Source organism: Erwinia sp. STN24 (assembly GCF_041320675.1).
Taxonomy (GTDB): Bacteria; Pseudomonadota; Gammaproteobacteria; order Enterobacterales; family Enterobacteriaceae; genus Erwinia; species Erwinia aeris.
In genome coordinates this window covers 566,778-585,657 of the sequence record NZ_JBGGPM010000001.1, presented here as the reverse complement: position 1 = coordinate 585,657, position 18,880 = coordinate 566,778, and the positions used below count along the sequence as shown (strand labels likewise).

At 52.6% G+C, this 18,880-nt stretch carries 12 protein-coding genes; 7 read left to right on the top strand and 5 right to left on the bottom strand.

The features are described from left to right. Positions 1-24: 24 nt before the first annotated feature. Both ACA373_RS02825 and ACA373_RS02820 read right to left on the bottom strand, forming a co-directional pair. The gene (locus ACA373_RS02825) at positions 25-723 is read right to left on the bottom strand and encodes an aspartate/glutamate racemase family protein (RefSeq protein WP_370733974.1); all 699 of its coding nucleotides are present in this window, start codon (positions 721-723) and stop codon (positions 25-27) included. A gap of 362 nt (positions 724-1,085) precedes the next feature. Next, positions 1,086-2,093, bottom strand: a complete 1,008-nt coding sequence (locus ACA373_RS02820) for an NAD(P)-dependent oxidoreductase (RefSeq protein WP_370733973.1) — start codon at positions 2,091-2,093, stop codon at positions 1,086-1,088. A 99-nt stretch (positions 2,094-2,192) separates the two neighbouring features. On the opposite strand from ACA373_RS02820, the gene ACA373_RS02815 reads away from it, so the two are divergent. The 5 genes from ACA373_RS02815 to ACA373_RS02795 all read left to right on the top strand — a co-directional run bounded on the left by ACA373_RS02815 (position 2,193) and on the right by ACA373_RS02795 (position 13,792). Continuing rightward, entirely contained in the window at positions 2,193-2,807 is a 615-nt protein-coding gene (locus ACA373_RS02815; RefSeq protein WP_369896008.1) for a TetR/AcrR family transcriptional regulator, read from the top strand. 723 nt (positions 2,808-3,530) lie between these two features. Then, positions 3,531-3,803, top strand: a complete 273-nt coding sequence (locus ACA373_RS02810; RefSeq protein WP_370733972.1) for a hypothetical protein — start codon at positions 3,531-3,533, stop codon at positions 3,801-3,803. A gap of 532 nt (positions 3,804-4,335) precedes the next feature. Continuing rightward, positions 4,336-4,497 (top strand): YnfU family zinc-binding protein, encoded by a 162-nt coding sequence (locus ACA373_RS02805; RefSeq protein WP_301289502.1) that lies wholly within the window; start codon positions 4,336-4,338, stop codon positions 4,495-4,497. A 422-nt stretch (positions 4,498-4,919) separates the two neighbouring features. Beyond that, positions 4,920-5,123, top strand: a complete 204-nt coding sequence (locus ACA373_RS02800) for a YnfU family zinc-binding protein (RefSeq protein WP_370733971.1) — start codon at positions 4,920-4,922, stop codon at positions 5,121-5,123. Between the two features lie 83 nt (positions 5,124-5,206). Then, entirely contained in the window at positions 5,207-13,792 is an 8,586-nt protein-coding gene (locus ACA373_RS02795; protein WP_370733970.1) for a GH36-type glycosyl hydrolase domain-containing protein, read from the top strand. 214 nt (positions 13,793-14,006) lie between these two features. Here the strand turns inward: ACA373_RS02795 and ACA373_RS02790 are convergent, their stop codons facing one another. After that, the gene (locus tag ACA373_RS02790) at positions 14,007-14,846 is read right to left on the bottom strand and encodes an N-acyl homoserine lactonase family protein (protein WP_370733969.1); all 840 of its coding nucleotides are present in this window, start codon (positions 14,844-14,846) and stop codon (positions 14,007-14,009) included. A gap of 49 nt (positions 14,847-14,895) precedes the next feature. Between ACA373_RS02790 and ACA373_RS02785 the strand changes: the two genes are divergently transcribed. Further along, positions 14,896-15,510, top strand: coding sequence for a TetR/AcrR family transcriptional regulator C-terminal ligand-binding domain-containing protein (locus tag ACA373_RS02785; protein ID WP_370733968.1), 615 nt, complete (start codon positions 14,896-14,898; stop codon positions 15,508-15,510). Between the two features lie 179 nt (positions 15,511-15,689). On the opposite strand, the gene ACA373_RS02780 is transcribed toward ACA373_RS02785, so the two are convergent. Next, on the bottom strand, positions 15,690-16,421 hold the full coding sequence (locus ACA373_RS02780; RefSeq protein ID WP_301253246.1) for an SDR family NAD(P)-dependent oxidoreductase: 732 nt from the start codon (positions 16,419-16,421) through the stop codon (positions 15,690-15,692). 99 nt (positions 16,422-16,520) lie between these two features. Between ACA373_RS02780 and ACA373_RS02775 the strand changes: the two genes are divergently transcribed. Continuing rightward, on the top strand, positions 16,521-16,901 hold the full coding sequence (locus tag ACA373_RS02775) for a winged helix-turn-helix transcriptional regulator (protein ID WP_370733967.1): 381 nt from the start codon (positions 16,521-16,523) through the stop codon (positions 16,899-16,901). A gap of 102 nt (positions 16,902-17,003) precedes the next feature. Here the strand turns inward: ACA373_RS02775 and ACA373_RS02770 are convergent, their stop codons facing one another. Beyond that, on the bottom strand, positions 17,004-18,455 hold the full coding sequence (locus tag ACA373_RS02770) for a flagellin (protein ID WP_301253243.1): 1,452 nt from the start codon (positions 18,453-18,455) through the stop codon (positions 17,004-17,006). Positions 18,456-18,880: the final 425 nt, after the last annotated feature.

Here is an 18,880-nt window from a genome sequence, read left to right as displayed (position 1 = left end):
TGATATTGAAGCAAACTTCCCGCTTCAGACACTCGCACCCAGCGCTTTATCAACGGCAGCTTCGCAGTGGATCAGCGTGGTATCGAACACAGGGACGGAAACGTTATCCCTGTTAAGCAACATGCCGACTTCGGTACAGCCAAGGATCACACAGTCAGCGCCGTTGTCAGCTAAACGCTGTGCGATATCTTCATAAACAGCGCGACTGGCCGGGTTTATAACGTCCTGGCACAGCTCCTGATAAATGATGCGATGAACCTCAGCCCGATCGGCATCATTCGGTATAACGGGCTGAAGTTTTACCGCCCTGAGCCGATCAAGATAAAAAGCTTGTTCCATCGTAAATGCGGTTGCCATCAGGCCTGGCGCTTTAAGGCCCGCTGCAAGGATCCGAGCCGCCGTTGCATCAGCAATGTGCAGCAGCGGAATGGAAACGCCGCTCATCATTTGGTCCGCCAGTTTATGCATGGTATTTGTCGCCAGTACGATAAAGTCGGCCCCGCCGCGCGCCAGCGCCAGCGCCTCCTTATTTAAAAGGGTTGCGGCGTCGTCCCATTTTCCGCTGGCCTGCAAATGTTCAATGTTGGCAAAATCCAGCGAACGGATAAGCAATTCAGGCGAGTGTAAACCGCCCAGACGCTGACGAACCAACTCACACATTTTCCGATAATAAATTTGTGTTGAGGCTGCTGACATCCCTCCCAGGATCCCAATCGTTTGCATTGCGTTTCCTTAAATTTTGTTACCTGTTCAGGGTGGTTACTCCAGCTTATCGCTGATAGCGGGCAGAGTGCGCCAGTTCATATCTGTTTTGGAACTAAAGCAGGCCTGAGCACGTAAGCCCATCGTTTACTGCCATAGCCTTGGAATCCTTATTTTAAGCCGTAATCCGGGTGATACCAAAGCGCAGTAAAGCAATAGCATACTTACCTGAAAATGTATGTCGCCCGGCCTGTGGCAAATAATCATGCAGGTCTGCCAGCGAGCGCCTTTCCCGGCATCCTTTTTAAGTCTCAGGCCTTTTCGCCCGGAGACTGCCCGATATTAAGGGGAAAGTGGCGCACTTTTAGTACGCCACCCGACAGTTATAACAGCGGCAGTTCCAGAAGCTGCCCTCCCTCTTCCGCAAGCCGCGTTAAATAGTGCGACGCTTCCAGAATCTGATAAGGAAAGTAGAGACCCGGCGCCACCGGCGGTTTGCCATCCAGCCCGATCAGTCGTTCAAGAAGCAGGGCAATGCTCATGCCTGTCAACGGTGCGGCTCCCCCCGGATGAACGACCGCATTGCGGGTACGAAGAGCCTGCCCGGCCTGATCCAGGCCTGAAATCTCAATAATGATTTCGGTGGAGAATGTTCCTCCTTTGCGCCGGCTTGAGCTGATACCCATGCCGAGATCGAACAGGACGCTGTGCGCACCCGTAGCAGTTGCCAGCCCAACCACGTCAATCGACGAGAAGCCCGTGGCGGGGATTTTGGTGCCGTCGAGCGCTGAGAAGGTGCCCTTAGCCTCATCGCCCTCGCGCCACAGATAGACGCCGGCCCGGCGCGTGAGCGCTGCGGGCAACAGGTGGTGCAGATGGTCGAAATCAGCGGCGACCGCAGGCCCGCCAACATCCTGTTCATCGACTAACGCCCCAATGCGGATTTCATGAACCTGGCCAAACGCTTTGCTCAGATGAAGCGCAGGCACCGTCGTGGCACCGACCAGCCACTCATAGCCGAGCACCACTGCCGACGCGCCCGGAGCGTGCATAAAGCTTGCGATTTCCGGAGCAATCTCGAACACGCCAGAAGAAATACTCAGATGGGGTACGCCTCGTGACTGAGCAAAGCGGAGTGCAGCAAGCGTATGGTCTTTATAGAGGACGACCACCGCACTGATTTTTCGCTCGCCGAGGCCAAGGTCTGCACGGGTGGTGTCAATCGCTATACCTTCCGCACCTCCCATTTTTGCGGCGGCGTGCTGCGCCCTGGCAAGGTCGCGCCCCCCTATCAGCAAGGGAAGATCGGGATAAGCAGCGCGTATTGCCCGGGCAGTCTGACCACCAATAGATCCGGAGCCGCCCAGCAGTAAGACAGGAGCAAATGACATAAGCGAGGTTCCTTGTGTGTGATAAGCTACTATTGGTAGGAAAGATAGCACTCCACAGCAACATAAGCTACTTTTAGTAGGTTTAATGAGAAAGAGAGAATGAAAGAACACAAGGCTCCGGCTACCGGGTCGCCTGCCCGGCGCCTGTCGAAGGCAGAACGGCGACAACAGCTTCTCGATACCGCGCTTCTGATCGTGCGCGAGGAAAATGCGGATCGCCTCACGCTGGGCCATCTGGCCGTGCGTGCAGGCGTCTCGAAACCTGTGGTTTACGATCATTTCGCGACTCGTTCGACGTTACTGATCCAGCTGTACAGGTGGATAGATATGGAACGGGTAAGGACGTTTACTGAGGCCATGAGCGCGACTCCCCGAAGCCAGCAGGAAACGGTACAGATGCTGGCGAGCGCCTATATACACTGCGCCGCAGACAAAACGGACGAGTTTCACGCAGTGGGAGCGGCGCTGGCGGGGAGTGAAGAAAAGGCGGTCGTTTTCCAGGAACTTCTGGACAATTGTGTCGCAATGTTTGCGTCAATTCTGACACCCCATGTCAATATGACGCCCCAATCACTACAGCAATGCTGCATCGGCCTGGTCGGCGCGGGAGAAGCGCTGTCCGTGGCCCTTACCCGTGGGCGACTGAAGGAAACGGAAGCGGTTACAGCCTTCGCCTCGCTGATTGGCGGACTCATACAGACGGGCGAAGGCTGAAGGTCTGCGCAGATAACAGGCCAGGATATCAGCTTTTCGCCTGTAGCGAACACCGGACGGTCTCGGAACATCATGCAGCGCATTCCGGTTCTGCTGTCCGGGTTCATGCCAGTATCTCTGGACAGGTGCCCGGTTCTCGCCCTGTCCTGCCTCATCAGGTTTGCCGTTTTGGGAAATGATGGCGGCCACGCGCCCCGGATGCGCGACAGCAAGACGCCAGCCTACCCGGGTGCCGTAGTCGTGAACCCTTATAAATTGCTCCGCCTGTCTGTGCTTTTAGCTGCCGGGCGCTCCTCAGTAAGTAGAATTCCTTCTGATTTCCTTATAAATTCTCTATGGAAAAGTAGAACAGTAAATTCTCACGTTGTTTCCTGATAAGCGCACATATCTGTCAAAAGTAAATGAACATAATATAATAGAAAAAATTATTAAATAATGACGTATAATTAATAATGCATTTAAAAGAGCACTAACTCATGAAAAAATGACTCAGCCATTTCGAGGGAATAAGTGTGCATGTTACCCGTCTTGCATGTGCTCGCTGGACAGCTGCGAAAGCAGGAAAAATCAGGAGCGAGGCCGCTGGGACGTTTTGCTCGCGAGGTGTTACTGTACAGTTTAGAATGCAGATGGATTGGTACCAGGCTGACTCTCGCGCTTAATAAGGAAGGAAAAATAAAGACGGAAACACACTGACTTTACCCCTGTTATAAAGGTAACTTTATGAAACCCAGAAAAAATATTTTTTTTGAAGGCAACATTATCGATAACCGGAAGTTAGGTGGGAAAAATCAGCCTTTTTTCATCCACAGGGTTGTGTTTACTAATGGGAAGTATGCGATAGTTCGGGCTGCATCTGGTGTGTGCTTCAGGCCTGGAGAAAATATTCAACGAAACGATTCCGAATGGCTTTACAACCATGAAAAAATCCGTCTACTCTCTTTCGAATATCTCGAAGAAAAGGAGTCCGTCAGGCAACTGCTTGAATATTGTTAATATAATCGCAAATCTTTCGCCAGGGAAGTTTATTTATTTACTACTGCTACCTCAGGCTTTACTGCTTTTACTTTTATTTTCCCTCATCATATAGCCTGCTTTGTTTTTAACACCCCTCCAGAAAAACCACCAATTGCAGCTAAAAAATCTAACGGCCACAGGAGTTTCACGGGAGATTTAACTATAAATATCAATAACCTGCCTGCCGTTAACCAGAAATAAGCACGTTAAGGTAGAGATTTAACCTGCCTCACCAAAGTTAGTAATGCTTAGCCAGGTAACATCACAATCAGGAGATGAATTCAGCGTGGATGTTCTGTTTTAAGGTAAGTCTGCCCTCTTTCAAAGCTGTCATCTCTCCGCGCAATTTTCTGCTCTGTGCCAAAAGTGGACGTTACTCATATTATTGTGTGTCAACCGGTCAATCCGTTCCGAAAATATTTTACTACAAACCCATAAACCTTTATTAGATGTATAAAAAAACCACCAGAGATGGTAGAGTACATCTCATTCATTTTTAAGGACAAACATCATGTCCTACTTCAATCGAATTATGGACCAAATCACCGAAATAACGTCTTCGTCTACATGTCCTGTATGTCAAAGAAAGTCCCAGCAGTCGATTAAAAAAATAGGCAAAAAGCAAACATTGCTCTGCCCACACTGCAAATCGATATTTGTAAACCCTGACTGATTAACCTGATGATAAAGAATTAAGCCAGGTGGCTTGTTAACACTGCCTGAGCCGATTAATAAGCTCCTGGCGGCAGCTTATTGTGATTATATGGGTTAGAAACCTCTTCAGAGTAAACCTGATTTGTCTGAAGACTTGTGACGCCAGCTGAGACGTCTGTGAGGATGTTAATTTACGCCCGGCATCGGCATCCGTTTACTTTGCGCTGCGTTTACGAAATACAGAACGTTATCAATTCCTTCGTAGCGTTAATTAATCAGCATGCAGGCTTCAGTTCACGGAAAAGTTAACGATTCCTCATCAGGCCACAGTCCGGCCAGTCACCATGGAAAAAAACGTCTATAATTTAGCCATTAATGCTGGCGTGAAGCGCATTCCTTGCAAGGTTAATCACCCTGTCTCTTCCTGGCTATGCAAGGAAGTTGATAAGGAGCACGCCCAGGGTCGTCTGTCCTGCCTGTGATTTGAGTTCAGACCAGCCAGCCTCAAAAATGCGTCTGAAACAGGCGATGCTTTGTCCTGGGTGTAAAGCCCTGTTTGTCTCACCACGCCAGCCCCTGACTTTGGATCCTGACGCTGCAGTAGGCTGCAGTGAATACCTTGACCAGCAGCTGAAAAATCCCTGATGCCTTATGCACATCCTGAGAGAACGTTTCTGAACTGATTTCTCGACTGCTCCTGCGCGTTAACGTCGCACCAGAGCAATATTATGAACATGAATCCTATGGCATGGTTTCGCCGCTCCCGTCCCCTGACAAAGGCGCCCGGGTACGCTGCGTTTTCTTCGAATGACCCGGCGGCGGAAAACAGTCCGCGCCTGGAGCTGTTCTCGGCCTCTCAGCTTGAGCGTTACGGTCAAACCCTGGCTCACGCTCATAAATTGTCTGCGGATAAAATGCCGTACTATCTGCTCAGACGACTCGGTGACAACGAGGCCGTAATTACCCAAAACTGTTACGCGCTTAACGAGTATAAGAAGTCGAGCATCATGCCTGCAGGCGAGTGGCTGCTGGACAACTACTACCTGATTGAAGAGCAAATTCGCAACGTACGTCAGCATTTACCCCCAAGCTTTGGTAAGGGCCTTCCCTCACTCACCTCGCCGCACCTTTGTCCGCGTATCTATGATATTGCCACGGAGGTCGTTGTGCATGGCGACGGGCGTTGGGATATCGCCAGTCTTACCAGCTTTATTACTGCCTATCAGCAGGTTACGCCGCTGACGTTAGGCGAAGTCTGGGCATTGCCCGGCATGTTACGCCTGGCGCTGATTGAAAATCTCCGTCAGGTCAGTATTGAGGTGGTAGAGGCTCAGCATGAACGTGACCTTGCTGATATATGGGTAACACGGATGACTGAATGCGCAGAAAATGCGCCAGCTGACCTAATCATGGTTATCGCCGACATGGCGCGCTCCCGGCCGCCATTAAGCAGTGCTTTTGTCGCAGAAATGGTTCGTCGGCTGCAAGGACATGGTAATGCGCTGGCATTACCCCTGAGCTGGGTAGAACAACGCCTTGCCGAACAAGGCCTCACTACCCAGGTGCTAATACATCGCTTTAACCAGCAGCTTGCGACCAGTCAACTTTCCGTCAGCAACAGCATTGCCGGATTACGTTTGCTTAATGAAACCAACTGGCCCGATTTCGCTGAGGATATCAGCGTGGTTGAGCAAACGTTACGTCGCGATCCGGCAGGAATATATTCCTGCATGCATTTTGATACCCGCGATCATTATCGCCATGTGATTGAGATTCTGGCCCGGGAAAGTCAGCTCAGTGAGCCGGAAGTGGCGAACCGCATACTGGCGCTTGCGGAAACAACAGCACCCGGCGTGCCACATCGTCACATTGGTTACTATCTGATGGGAGAAGGACGTCGTCAGCTGGAACGCCATCTGTCAGTGAATATCTCCGGCCTCAAACGTCTGCGACACAATTTCAACAGGTTTCCCCTGTTGTCCTGGCTGGGGAGCATGAGCCTGCTAACCACGGCGACAACGGCTGCAATATTATATGACACAGCGAATCCGGTAATGGCCTGGTGGTTGATACTGCTGGCCCTGCCCCTGATTGTGGCGGTGAGTCAGCTGGTCAGCGATATGTTGAGTGAAGCGACGACCCGCTTTCGTTCTCCCCGGCCGCTGCCAAGAATGGATTTTTCTGACGGTATTCCGGTTGCTTCTTCAACCCTGGTTGCAATCCCCTGCATGCTGACAAGTTGCGAAAGCTTCAGCAAACTCCTTACCAGTCTTGAAGTGTGCTGGCTTGGCAATCAAGATGATAACCTCTGTTTCGCGCTGATTACCGATTTTGCTGACGCAGCGACGGAAAGTACGGAAGAACAACGTACGCTGTTAAGTCAGGCAATGTCGGCAATGCACGTGCTTAACCAGCGCTATCCCTGTCGCCGTCAGCGCTTTTATTTGCTTCACCGGTCGCCTGAATGGAACGCTTCTCAGGGGATCTGGATGGGTTATGAACGTAAACGAGGCAAGCTGGCGCTACTGAACAGTTGGTTACGTCATCCAGAAACGCAGTTTTCCAGCGTTGCAGACATACCCGCCAATTGCTTACCTGCAGACATCAGGTATGTCATCACGCTGGACAGTGACACGCTCCTGCCGCGTGATACCGCGCACAAACTGGTCGCAACAATGGCACATCCACTTAACAGACCTGAATACGATCCGCTGCGTCAGAGGGTAGTCAAAGGCTACGGTATTTTACAGCCGGGGCTGGCTGAAGAGATGCCCCGAGACGGTCAGGGGCGTTATGCGGCCATGCGCAGCAGCGTACCGGGTAATAACCCTTATTCAATGATGTCTTCAGATATCTATCAGGATCTTTTTGAAGAGGGATCCTTTGTCGGAAAGGGAATTTATGACGTTGATATTTTTGTGCAGGCCACCGCCAACACCTGCCCGGAAAATCTGGTTCTCAGTCATGACCTTCTTGAAGGATGCTATGCACGCGCCGGGCTGCTGAGCGAGGTCTTACTCTACGAGCAGTACCCGAACAACTACCTGTCCGACGTCGCGCGCCGTACGCGCTGGATCCGTGGCGACTGGCAACTGCTTAACTGGCTTAAGTTCCGCGTCAGAAAAGCGGATGGCAGACAGGATAAAAACCCGTTATCGGCTCTCTCTCGCTGGAAACTGTTTGATAACCTGCGCCGCAGTCTGGTCGCCCCCGCCTTACTGGTGCTGCTATTTAGCTCACTGTTGTTGGTGCCTAATCCAGGGTACTGGCTGGGCGTGCTAATCCTCATCTGGTTGCTGCCTGCCGCGTTCTGTATCACTCTCGATCTGGTCAACAAACCGCTTCGCCGCCCTCTGAGGCAACACCTGGCGCTGGTTACGGCCGGTGCGCTGAAGCGAATTTCGCGAACCGGACTCAACTTTGTTTTATTGCCGCATGAGGCGAGCTATTCACTGTATGCGATCGCCGTTACGCTCTGGCGCCTTGGCATCAGCCAGCGCAATCTCACCCAATGGACCAGCCACATTCCGGACAGTCTTCAGACCAGCGCTTCTGTGTTTCGTTTTTATCGGGCGATGTGGCTGAATGTAGCTTGTGGTGTGGCCTTCACCGCGCTGACTCTGCTACTGGCACCACAATGGCTGGCGATAGCTCTGATCATTAGCCTGGCGTGGTGCCTGGCACCGCTGTTGCTGAGTTGGTTGAGCCGCCCGCCAGCGAGCAAGACTTTCCTGCCCAGCCCACAACAGAAACAACTACTGCGTCAGACCAGCAGAGAAATCTGGGCTTTTTTTGAGACATTTGTTACAGCCCAGGAAAACTGGCTTCCCCCCGACAATTATCAGGAAATCCCTGAACCGAAAATAGCTCACCGCACGTCACCCACTAACATCGGCCTTTCCCTGCTGGCTAACCTTACGGCATGGGATTTTGGCTACCTTCCTGCCGGGTCAGTATTGCAGCGCATCACACAAACGCTCGATACGCTGGATAAGATGGAGCACTACCGTGGACATTTATATAACTGGTATGACACCCGCACGCTTGCTCCGCTTAGCCCGCGTTATGTTTCCAGCGTCGACAGCGGCAACATGGCTGGTCATTTACTGACGCTACGCGAAGGACTGTCAGCCATGCGTCATCAGCCCGTCGTCAACGTTGCGCACGTACTGGAGGGGCTGAACGATACCCTGCATGTCCTGGAGAAACACTGGGGGTATAACGCGCCAGCCAGTCTGTATCTGCTGCGTATGCAGTTTCTCAGTGCAGCGTCATTACCCTCAGGACAAATGCCGGATGCCCTCCAAAAAATGCAGGCATACTGCAACGATCTGATCCAGCGATCTAAAGATCAAAGCAGTATTGTAGCGTGCTGGACAGCACGTCTGGACAGTCAGCTGCAGCAGCTCAACGATGAATGGTCGACGCTGCTTGGCTGGTTACCCGTGCAGCATAATGCCCAGCTGCTGCCTACCCTGAGTGAGATCGCAGGCGCGCAATGCATTGAGGAAGTTATCCCTCCGCCAGCCGTGATAGCCCAGGCCCGTCTGCGGCTGGCCATTATCAGTGAACTCGAACAACGGCTGGCTGATAATGCGCGAATGGATTTTGCGTTTCTCTACAATGATGCCACCAGCATGCTGAGTGTGGGTTACAACTGCGATACCAACACCCTGGACAAAAGCCACTACGATCTGCTTCCCTCTGAAATCCGTCTGACCAGCTTTGTCGCTATTGCAATGAATCAGCTACCGCTTAAAAGCTGGTATGCACTTGGCCGACTGTTTACCACTATAAATCGTGAAACCGCCCTGATGTCCTGGAGCGGTTCAATGTTTGAATATCTGATGCCGAATTTGGTGATGCCGACCTGGCGCGGCAGTCTGCTGGATGAAATGAGCAAATCCGCGGTAATAAGACAGATACACTGGGGCAAAGAGCGTGGTGTGCCATGGGGCGTGTCCGAGTCTGGCTATTATGCTTTTGATGTTCAAAACAATTATCAGTACCAGGCTTTTGGCGTACCCGGTCTGGGTCTGCGGCGCGGGCTTGCTGACGATATGGTTGTAGCCCCGTATGCCACGCTCCTGGCGCTGCTGGTTTCACCGCAAAAGGCCTGCGAAAATCTGCTCAGGCTGGAGAAGAATGGCGCGCACGGCGAGTATGGTTTTTATGAAGCGCTGGACTATACGCCATCGCGGCTGGCAACCGGGCAGCTTTTTTTGGTGGTGCAATCCTGGATGGCGCACCATCAGGGCATGGGGTTCCAGGCGCTGGGACATCTGCTGCTTGATGCACCTATGACCGGGCGGTTCATGTCGAGCCCCGCATTCAGGTCAGCCAGCCTGCTTTTACAGGAGCGCGTTCCCGATGCGGTCGATCTCTACAGCCCGCGCCGCCATTTTGAGTCCCACGAAGGCAGAGTGAAGCCTGTGCGCTATGAACCGCGAATTTTCACCCATGCGGATAGTCCAACGCCCGAAATACAGTTATTGTCCAACGGACATTACCATCTGATGATAACGCCCGGCGGCGGGGGTTACAGTCGCTGGAAAAACATCGCGCTGACACGCTGGCGCAGCGATACCACCCGGGATAACTGGGGAACATTCTGTTATATCCGCGATCCGCTCACTGACGAAGTGTGGAGTAATACCTGGCAACCTACGGGTGGCGGCAGCGCGGACATCAGCGACGAAATCATCTTTACTGATGCGGGTGCCGAATTCAGACGCGTGCTCGGCTCGCTCAGCGTTAAAACCCAGGTCGTGGTCTCCCCGGAAGATGACATCGAACTACGTCGTGTCACCCTGACGCATCACGGCCGAACACCGCGGGCGTTATCGCTGATGACCTATGCCGAAGTGGTGCTTGCCCCGGATGCGAGCGACCAGTCACATCCGGCGTTCAGCAACCTGTTTATCCAGACTGAAACCGATCCCACGCGAGATGCCATCCTGTGCCACCGGCGTTCACGCTCGCCGGATGAGCAGAGCCCGTACCTGTTTCATATGATGGTAGTTCATGGTGATTATTCAGAGAACGTTTCATTCGAAACCGACAGAGCCAGGTTTATTGGCCGCGGAAAAAGCCCGGCTGACGCCCAGGCGGCCAACACGGACGGGCCGCTTAGCAACACCTCCGGCGCCGTGCTGGATCCGATACTGTCAATACGTCACGCTTTTACACTCCAGCCCGGACAGCCGGTCACCATTGATATCGTTTATGGCATCAGCGAAAACCGTCAGCAAAGCCTCAAACTGATGGAAAAATACCGCGATCATCCTATCGCCGATCGCGTTTTTGAACTTGCCTGGTCCCACAGTCTGGTGGTGTTACGGCAGATGAACGCCAGTGAAGACGACGCGACGCTGTTTAACCGTCTCGCCAGCACCATACTTTATCCCTGCCAGGAATTACGCGGTGACGAACAGGCCATCAGCCGTAACCGGCGCGGTCAGTCTGGCCTGTGGGGCTGGGGTATTTCAGGTGATTTGCCGCTTGTGCTGATCAGCATCACCAGTGAGGAGAGAATCGCCTCTGTGACCACACTGATTCAGGCACATCGATACTGGCGACTGAAAGGGCTGGAGGTGGATCTGGTTATTCTGAATAACAGCCCCGGTGGCTATCAGCATGTGCTGCAGACGCAGATTATGGATTTAATCTATGCGGGTTCAGAAGCCAGCCTGTTAGATGAACCTGGCGGGATTTTTGTCCGTAACGGCGATCATTTGTCCGCCGAAGACAAGCAGTTGCTGATAAGCGTGGCTTGCCTGAGCCTGGACGATCGCGCTGACGGCATCAACGAACAGCTTAACCAGCGTCTTCATACAACAAAAAAAATTGTCAGGCCTTTTGTGCCGTCGGTGACAGCTGAGGAAAGTAACCATACCGACTGGATACCGGATACTGACCTGTTAAGCCATTTCAACGGGTACGGCGGATTTTCTCAGGATGGCCGTGAATATCAGATCCTCTTAAGAGAAAATGCACCGACGCCGGCACCCTGGTCAAATGTGCTGGCAAACGAGGAGTTTGGCAGCGTGATTTCTGAAGCGGGTCAGGCTTACAGCTGGTTTGAAAATGCACACGAATACCGTTTAACGCCCTGGGAAAATGATCCGGTGAGTGACCGAAGCGGTGAAGCTTTCTATCTGCGCGATGAAGAAAGTGGCGCATGCTGGTCACCCATGGCCTTGCCCATGCGCGGTCACGGGGATTATCTCACCCGCCATGGTTTTGGTTACAGCGTGTTTGCCCACCGTGAATATGGCCTGGACAGTGAAATGACGGTACTGGTGGACGGACAGGCTCCGGTTAAGCTGACAATCCTGAAGCTTACTAACCACTCAGGCCGTACACGTAAATTATCTGTCACCGCCTATGTGGAATGGACACTAGGGGCAACGCGCACTCACTCTGCCGCGCATATCATCACGCATTCGCCCAGCCTTCCTGATGGTAGTGCGGTAATGGCAAATAACTTTTACGGTTCTAACGGCGGTGAACGCACTGCCTTTTTTGCCGTTAACGATCCTCAGAGTACGGTAACGGGCGACCGCCGCGAGTTTATAGGGCGTAATGGCTCACTGCGCGCCCCGGCCGCCATGAAGCTTCGTAGACTCTCGGGCAAAACGGGGGCCGGACTTGATCCCTGTGCCGCACTACAGTCGATAACCTCCATTATTGACGGTGACGAGAAAACCTTTGTTTTTGTCCTCGGCGTGGCGGGTAACCCGACACTGGCTCAGGAGAGGGTTGCCCGTTTTCTGAGTGAGCATAACGCGCGCCAGGCGCTGGACCAGGTTCATCATTTCTGGCACAACGTTCTCGATAAAGTCGTGGTGCGGACACCTGACAGCAGCGTTGATTTGCTGGTGAACGGCTGGCTGCTGTACCAGACATTAGCATGCCGTATTATGGCGCGCAGCGGGTATTACCAGTCTGGCGGGGCATTTGGTTTCCGCGACCAGCTGCAGGATACGCTGGCGCTGAGCAACGTTGCACCGGAGCGGCTGCGCAGTCAGATTGTGCTGTGTGCCTCACGACAGTTTATTGAAGGGGATGTTCAGCACTGGTGGCATCCTCCACATGGAAATGGCGTGCGCACCCGCTGTTCGGATGACTACCTGTGGCTCCCGCTTGCGGTCTGTCACTATGTGGACACAACGGGGGATACCGGGGTGCTCGAGCAGCATATTCCCTATCTTGAAGGACGTCCGCTTATGCCCGGCGAAGAATCTGTCTACGATACGCCGGTTATCAGCCACATTGAAGAGACGCTGTGGCAGCACTGTGTAAAAGCTATTAAGCGGGGACTACACTTCGGCCAGCATGGCCTGCCGTTGATGGGGGCTGGCGACTGGAATGACGGGATGAATCTGGTCGGCATTAAAGGCAAGGGTGAAAGCGTCTGGCTCGGTTTTTTCCTCTACGATATTTTGCAGCGTTTCGCAGCGCTGGCTGAACAGCGCCAGGATACATGCGTGGCGACATTATGTCAGTCAGAAGCGCTGCGCCTGAAAGAAAATCTTGCCTCTTCGGCCTGGGATGGTGCGTGGTACCTGCGCGGCTATTTTGACGATGGTACGCCGCTGGGTTCAGAGGCATCGCAGGAGTGCAGGATCGATGCGATTGCACAAAGCTGGTCCGTTCTGTCCGGCGCAGCTGATCCTGTGCGCAGTGCCCAGGCGATGCAGTCACTGGACAGCTATCTGGTGGATAACGATGCGGGACTGATCAAGCTGCTAACGCCCCCGTTTAATGGTCACGGTACTAACCCGGGTTACATACAGGGTTATCTACCAGGCGTGCGGGAAAACGGGGGCCAGTACACGCATGGTGCCATCTGGGCGGTAATGGCGTTTGCCAGGATGGGGCAGAAAGCACGAGCGTGGCAACTGTGGTCAATGATCAATCCGGTAAACCACGCGCTTCAGGCTGAGGGCGTCAATACCTATAAAGCAGAGCCTTATGTCATGAGTGCAGATGTGTACAGCGTTACGCCCCATACCGGACGCGCCGGGTGGAGCTGGTACACCGGGTCCGCTGGCTGGGCCTACCGTCTGGTCACTGAAGAGTTACTCGGGATAAAACGTTACGGTGAAACGCTGGTTATTCGCACACAATTACCTGATGACTGGCCTTCCTTTAGCATGACCTATCAACACGGGCAGAGTCAGTATTGCATCAGTATTGCACGTGGTGAAAGTCCGTATCAGGTCACAATGGATGGTATGCAGTTGCCGGACGACAGAATTCTTTTAGTTGATGACGGACAAAACCACAGGATTGATATTATTCAGCAATAAGAAAAGGAGGCGATGAGCATAAAGTAGAAATAACAGGTGTGGATGACACACTGCAACGTTATGTTGGTAGCCGTGTGCAAAAGATATGTTGTTATGCGAAGTCCGCTTTTCGCTCATAGCGCACCTTGTCCCGCACACATGTCCGCTTTGTGCCAGAAGCGGACGTGCTCATGAGACATCTGCATTTTTGATACTGAGCCACACGAGACATCAACTAGTCGCTGACAATAGTGAATATTTTCTGTTCAAGGCGTTTTGCACTATCACAATCATGGGCGAACTGAGTAATGGTTGGTTTACGTTTACAGAGTTCACGCATTCTGCGGGTTGAGTCGTGATGTAACTTTGCATTAACTGCAACACCATCAATGCGGCCTTCCAGCATATAGCTTTCCTGATACGCAGCATCCCCTGCGATCAACACATAGTGAGTGCCTGTATCTACCACGACTGACTGGTGCCCAAGAGTATGTCCCGGGGTTGGAACAATTCTTACTGCGCCGTCTTTCGTTACTACCATGCTTCTGTCAAAACTCTCGAACGGCCCGTCATCATGTGTAGTGATGGTCGGTTTAAGCCATTTGGGATAATGCATGTTAAGGAAACCCTGCACTGGCCCACTCCATGCAAGGGCGTCATGCGCCTCTTTTTTGCTCAGGATTATCTCACTGTCAGGAAAGTGCCCGATTCCTCCTGCGTGATCGCCGTGCATATGCGTCATTATCACCCATCTTATCTCCCGCAGATTGAATCCAAGTGCCTGAATTCCTGCATTCACTTCTTCTTCAGGTTTGACCCATCTTCTCTCGCACCTCTGCATAAATGGGTGCCACCAGGGTTGATATCCGGGATCGTTTGCGTGTGAGCTTTCGCCCGTATCTACTAAGATAAGCCCTTCCGGATGTTCAATCAGCCAGCATCCGATCGGAAGACGAGGACTCCAGTCTTGGTCTGTCAGGACATCGACTACACGGGCAGGACGAGCCTCGTAACGTGCCAGTTGATGCCGGCTTTTAATCTGGACGTCTCCGGTTTGCAGGCAATGTATTTTCATGTCACCCTCTTAACGCAACAAGTGTTGCAATAAATCTTAGGCTTTAATCATGATGAGAGCAATACCTGAGGAAAAAGGTTCACTCGACGCAGTACAAGAGAGAACGGGTGGGCGCAGTGCGAAAGTCAGAGAGGCTGTATTGCAGGCTGCCCGACAGATACTCATGCAAGAAGGGGCGAATGCCTTAACGCACCGTAAAGTGGCCCATATTGCCGGAGTAAACGCCTCAACGGTCTATCGCCGATGGCCTGACAGAACAAGGTTGATTGCCGATGTGTTCAGAAGTACAGCTGAAAGCATGGTCTCCATTCCAGACAGCGGCAGCTTGCATCTTGATTTGTACGAATTCTTAAAGATGATAACCAGTATGCTTTCTTCATCAGAGGGCAGGAAAATGATACAAGGCGCGATCGATGCCACTTCGTCAGGCGACGAATTGGTTGGATCGGCAATTCGGGACGTATGGGAGCAGAGGTTTCAGCAGGCAGAGATGATGTTCGAACGGGCAATCCGGCGCGGTGAAGCTGGCTTTGAGGGGCAACGCAGAGCCATACTTGAAACGCTTATTGCACCTGTATGGTTCAGAATTTTGATTACTCAAGAGCCTGTAGACGAGGAATATCTGGCTGCAAATGTCACCCGAATTTTAAAGCAGATGTCATGAAACCGGTATTGATTAATGCTCGATCCTGAAGGGATCCCTGGTTGTACTTTCTTAAAAAACGCTTTATGAGATCGGATGCAGGCCCCCTTCTCACGCCTGGCCGCCGGTTGTCCTGCCGGAGGTTCAATGTGAGAAGCGGACACAGGTTCTCAGGGTGCGTGAAACTTAAACTACCTCGCTCAAACTTGTGTCAGCCCCCCATCCACACAAATTTCTGCTCCGGCTATATAGCTGCTTTCATCACTCGCGAGGAATAATGCTGCATTGGCAACTTCTTCAGGCCTGCCCATTCTTGCTAAAGGAATGGCGCTGATTATCCCGTTGCGTAGCTCTTCAGAGGCTGCCTGCATCATCTCCGTATCAACAGGGCCGGGAGCGACAACATTAATGCGAATGCCCCGCTCGGAGAGTTCACGTGTCCATGTGCGGGCAAAAGAACGAAGCGCCGCCTTACTGGCACCGTATACGCCATATCCCTGAGTGCCAAGGACATCGGCGACAGAACCTATCAATACCACGCTGGCGCCCGCTTTCATCAGGGGAAGTGCGGCCTGGAGAGCAAACAGCGGTGAGCGCACGTTCAAACCGAAAGTAGTATCAAAATGCGCTGGGGTGACTTCATCAAGGGTCGAGTATGTCGACATGCCGGCATTGATCACCAGCACATCTATCTGGCCGGACTCCGTCTTAATCAGCTCAGCTATACGCGTTAGTTCGCTTATCTGACTGACATCGGCACGTAGCGGCCTGCCATCGCCGGCTATGGTGTGGCTGGCTGCTGCTAATTCCTCGTTGCGGCGCGAGGTGAACCAGGTTGTTGCCCCTTCACTGGCAAATCGCTGGCTGATAGCAAGACCAATGCCTTTGGCGCCGCCGAGTATCAGGGCAACTTTATTATTTAACCTACTCATCTGCTCACTCCTGTCGGGATGGAAAACAGATGATATAATTTTTATACTTAATAACAATTACGCACTTTGTTTATACCAGGTATTCCGGAGTATATCGCTATGAATCAGACTGACTATAATGACCTGAAAGAAATAGGAAAAACCCGCCCGGTTCTTGAGAATATAACCAATAAATGGTCGATTTTAATTCTTACCGTGCTTTGTAGTGAACCCGTGCGCTTTAATGAACTGCGCCGCCGACTGGACGGCATTACGCACAAGGCTTTGGCTGATGCGCTTAAGCGGCTTGAGCGCAATGGACTGGTTCATCGAAAGGTACTGTCTGGTTCGCCAGTGAGCGTGGAGTACAGTCTTACCGCACTCGCGCAGACGCTCCAGGACCCTTTTAATGCGCTGTACGAATGGGCACTAAAATATGGCCCTGAAATGGCACAGGCTCAGTTGATATATGACGCTAAACATGCGGAAAAACTTTGCTGAATCAGCGAAACGTTGGGTAACCTTGCGATGAGCCGCCTGGCCTTTCGGGTTGTTGCAGGCTTTAAGGAGGCGAAAGCATCCGCTGCTTTCTGTTACGAAGAATTAATCGCGCAGCAGCGTCAGCACGTTTTGCGCCTGCTGGTTGGCCATCTTCGTGACCGCATTTTGCCCCTGCTCTTTGATCTGCGCCATAGCCAGCTTGCTGGCTTCCTGCGCGTAGTCGGCGTCCTGAATGCGGCTCTGTGCCGCCTGCGTCGCGATACTCTGCTGTGACAGCACCGATTTGTTGGACTCGTAACGGTTGATCTTCGAGCCATAATCGGAACGGTAGCTGCTGACTTTGTTCAATGCCGCATCCAGCGCGCCCATCGCCGTACGAATGGCACCATCGGTCAGCAGGCTGGTGTTGTCCAGACCCAGCGTTTTGGTATCGGACGGCGTCGGCCCCAGGGTATCCGACTGGATCGGCTGACCATAGTTGGCGCTGGTGATCACCTCTAAAGGCTGGCTCTGTTTCGGCGGCACCGCTGGCGTGGCGGTCGGCTGCGGCAACGAGCCCCACGTCAGGTTGCTGTTAAACGAACCGTTGCCCACCACCACCACGATAAGATCTTCGCTGACGTTATCAATGCTGACCCGTTCCAGGGTATTGCTGGTTACCGTGCCGTCGTTCGCCGCGCCCGTGGCCGCATCTTCATAGCGATCGCCGTCGCCGCTATAGGTGATGCTCATCCCGTTATAGCTGGAGGTTTCGCTGCCGTTCAACGCCCACGCCGGGCCGCCTTCATTCAGACCTGAAGCGTCGTAGCTGGCGCCGCTGCTGAAACCGTTGCTGACGCTCATCAGCTTGCTGGTCGCGGAGGCGGCATCGGTGACGCCTTTACTGGCCCACGTAAAGTCGGGCGTGCCGCCTTCGATCGGCGTGCCGGCCAGATGCTTGCCGTCGCGCGTGAACAGCTGCACATCGTCATCCATGCTCAAGGAATCAACGGTAATAGAAATATTCGTGGTACCGGCCGGAATATACGCCAGCGAAATCACGCCGGAGTTAAAGGAGTAGTTCTGTCCGGCTATCGGGAATTTAGTGCCGATAGGCGCAACGTTGCCCAACAGCACCGGCGGCAGCTCCGGCTTATCGGTCGCCAGAGGAAACTGCCCAAAAATTTCCGTGCCGCTGGCGATGCCGTTGATGCTTGCCAGCAGCTGTTGATATTCCGCGTTATAGCTCTGGCGGTCGGACACTGACATAGTGCCGTTGGCCGCGCGTACCGCAAGGCTTTTTGCCTTGATCAGCATATCGCCAATGTTGCCCAGCGCGCTTTCCGCCGTCTGCGCGTAGCTGATAGCGTCGTTAAGGCCGCGTGTTACCGCGCTGTCGGCGTTGACGTTCGCCTGCATACGGTTGGCGATAGCCTGCCCCGCCGCGTCGTCGCGCGCGCCATTAATGCGCAAACCAGAGGAAAGCCGCTCAATAGATTGCGCCAGCAGCGAGCTGTTCGCCGCTCGGGCATTGCCCGTGGCCAGCGCAGTTTCATTGTTGTAAATCGTTAACATTATCACTCTGCACAATTATTGAGGTAGTGAAGTTATCGGCTGCGGCCAGGACGGCTTTAGACGGCACGATTAATCTTTACACAACCCAAATAAATCCCGCCTTTCCGCGCCAGAGGCCAACATCGCGCACGATTGGATAAGTTATTTTTCACTCATTAATAACTTATGATGCACTTAACTGCGCAGTTTTAGCTCGTTGAGTCGCGCCAGATGACGGCAGAAACGTGATAATCCTCTATTTTTTGTGAAATGGCGTGCATAAACCACGCATAATATTGCTTAAGTTTGCTGCGGTAAGAGAAATATCCAGCTGTTACAGATAGGTTATTAATAGGGCTTTTTGCGCAACCCTTAACCTTGATACAGAGCAATATGTTTAACATTTATGTAAAAAAAGCAGTTTATAGCAGGCACGGGCTTTTCAA

Bases quoted from the DNA above. Each gene is read 5' to 3' on its own strand.
- ACA373_RS02775 (WP_370733967.1), top strand. From the start codon at position 16,521: ATGAATCAGACTGACTATAATGACCTGAAAGAAATAGGAAAAACCCGC.
- ACA373_RS02825 (WP_370733974.1), bottom strand. From the start codon at position 723: ATGCAAACGATTGGGATCCTGGGAGGGATGTCAGCAGCCTCAACACAA.
- ACA373_RS02805 (WP_301289502.1), top strand. From the start codon at position 4,336: ATGTCCTACTTCAATCGAATTATGGACCAAATCACCGAAATAACGTCT.
- ACA373_RS02780 (WP_301253246.1), bottom strand. From the start codon at position 16,421: ATGAGTAGGTTAAATAATAAAGTTGCCCTGATACTCGGCGGCGCCAAA.
- ACA373_RS02795 (WP_370733970.1), top strand. From the start codon at position 5,207: ATGAACATGAATCCTATGGCATGGTTTCGCCGCTCCCGTCCCCTGACA.
- ACA373_RS02790 (WP_370733969.1), bottom strand. From the start codon at position 14,846: ATGAAAATACATTGCCTGCAAACCGGAGACGTCCAGATTAAAAGCCGG.
- ACA373_RS02820 (WP_370733973.1), bottom strand. From the start codon at position 2,093: ATGTCATTTGCTCCTGTCTTACTGCTGGGCGGCTCCGGATCTATTGGT.
- ACA373_RS02815 (WP_369896008.1), top strand. From the start codon at position 2,193: ATGAAAGAACACAAGGCTCCGGCTACCGGGTCGCCTGCCCGGCGCCTG.
- ACA373_RS02810 (WP_370733972.1), top strand. From the start codon at position 3,531: ATGAAACCCAGAAAAAATATTTTTTTTGAAGGCAACATTATCGATAAC.
- ACA373_RS02785 (WP_370733968.1), top strand. From the start codon at position 14,896: ATGATGAGAGCAATACCTGAGGAAAAAGGTTCACTCGACGCAGTACAA.
- ACA373_RS02770 (WP_301253243.1), bottom strand. From the start codon at position 18,455: ATGTTAACGATTTACAACAATGAAACTGCGCTGGCCACGGGCAATGCC.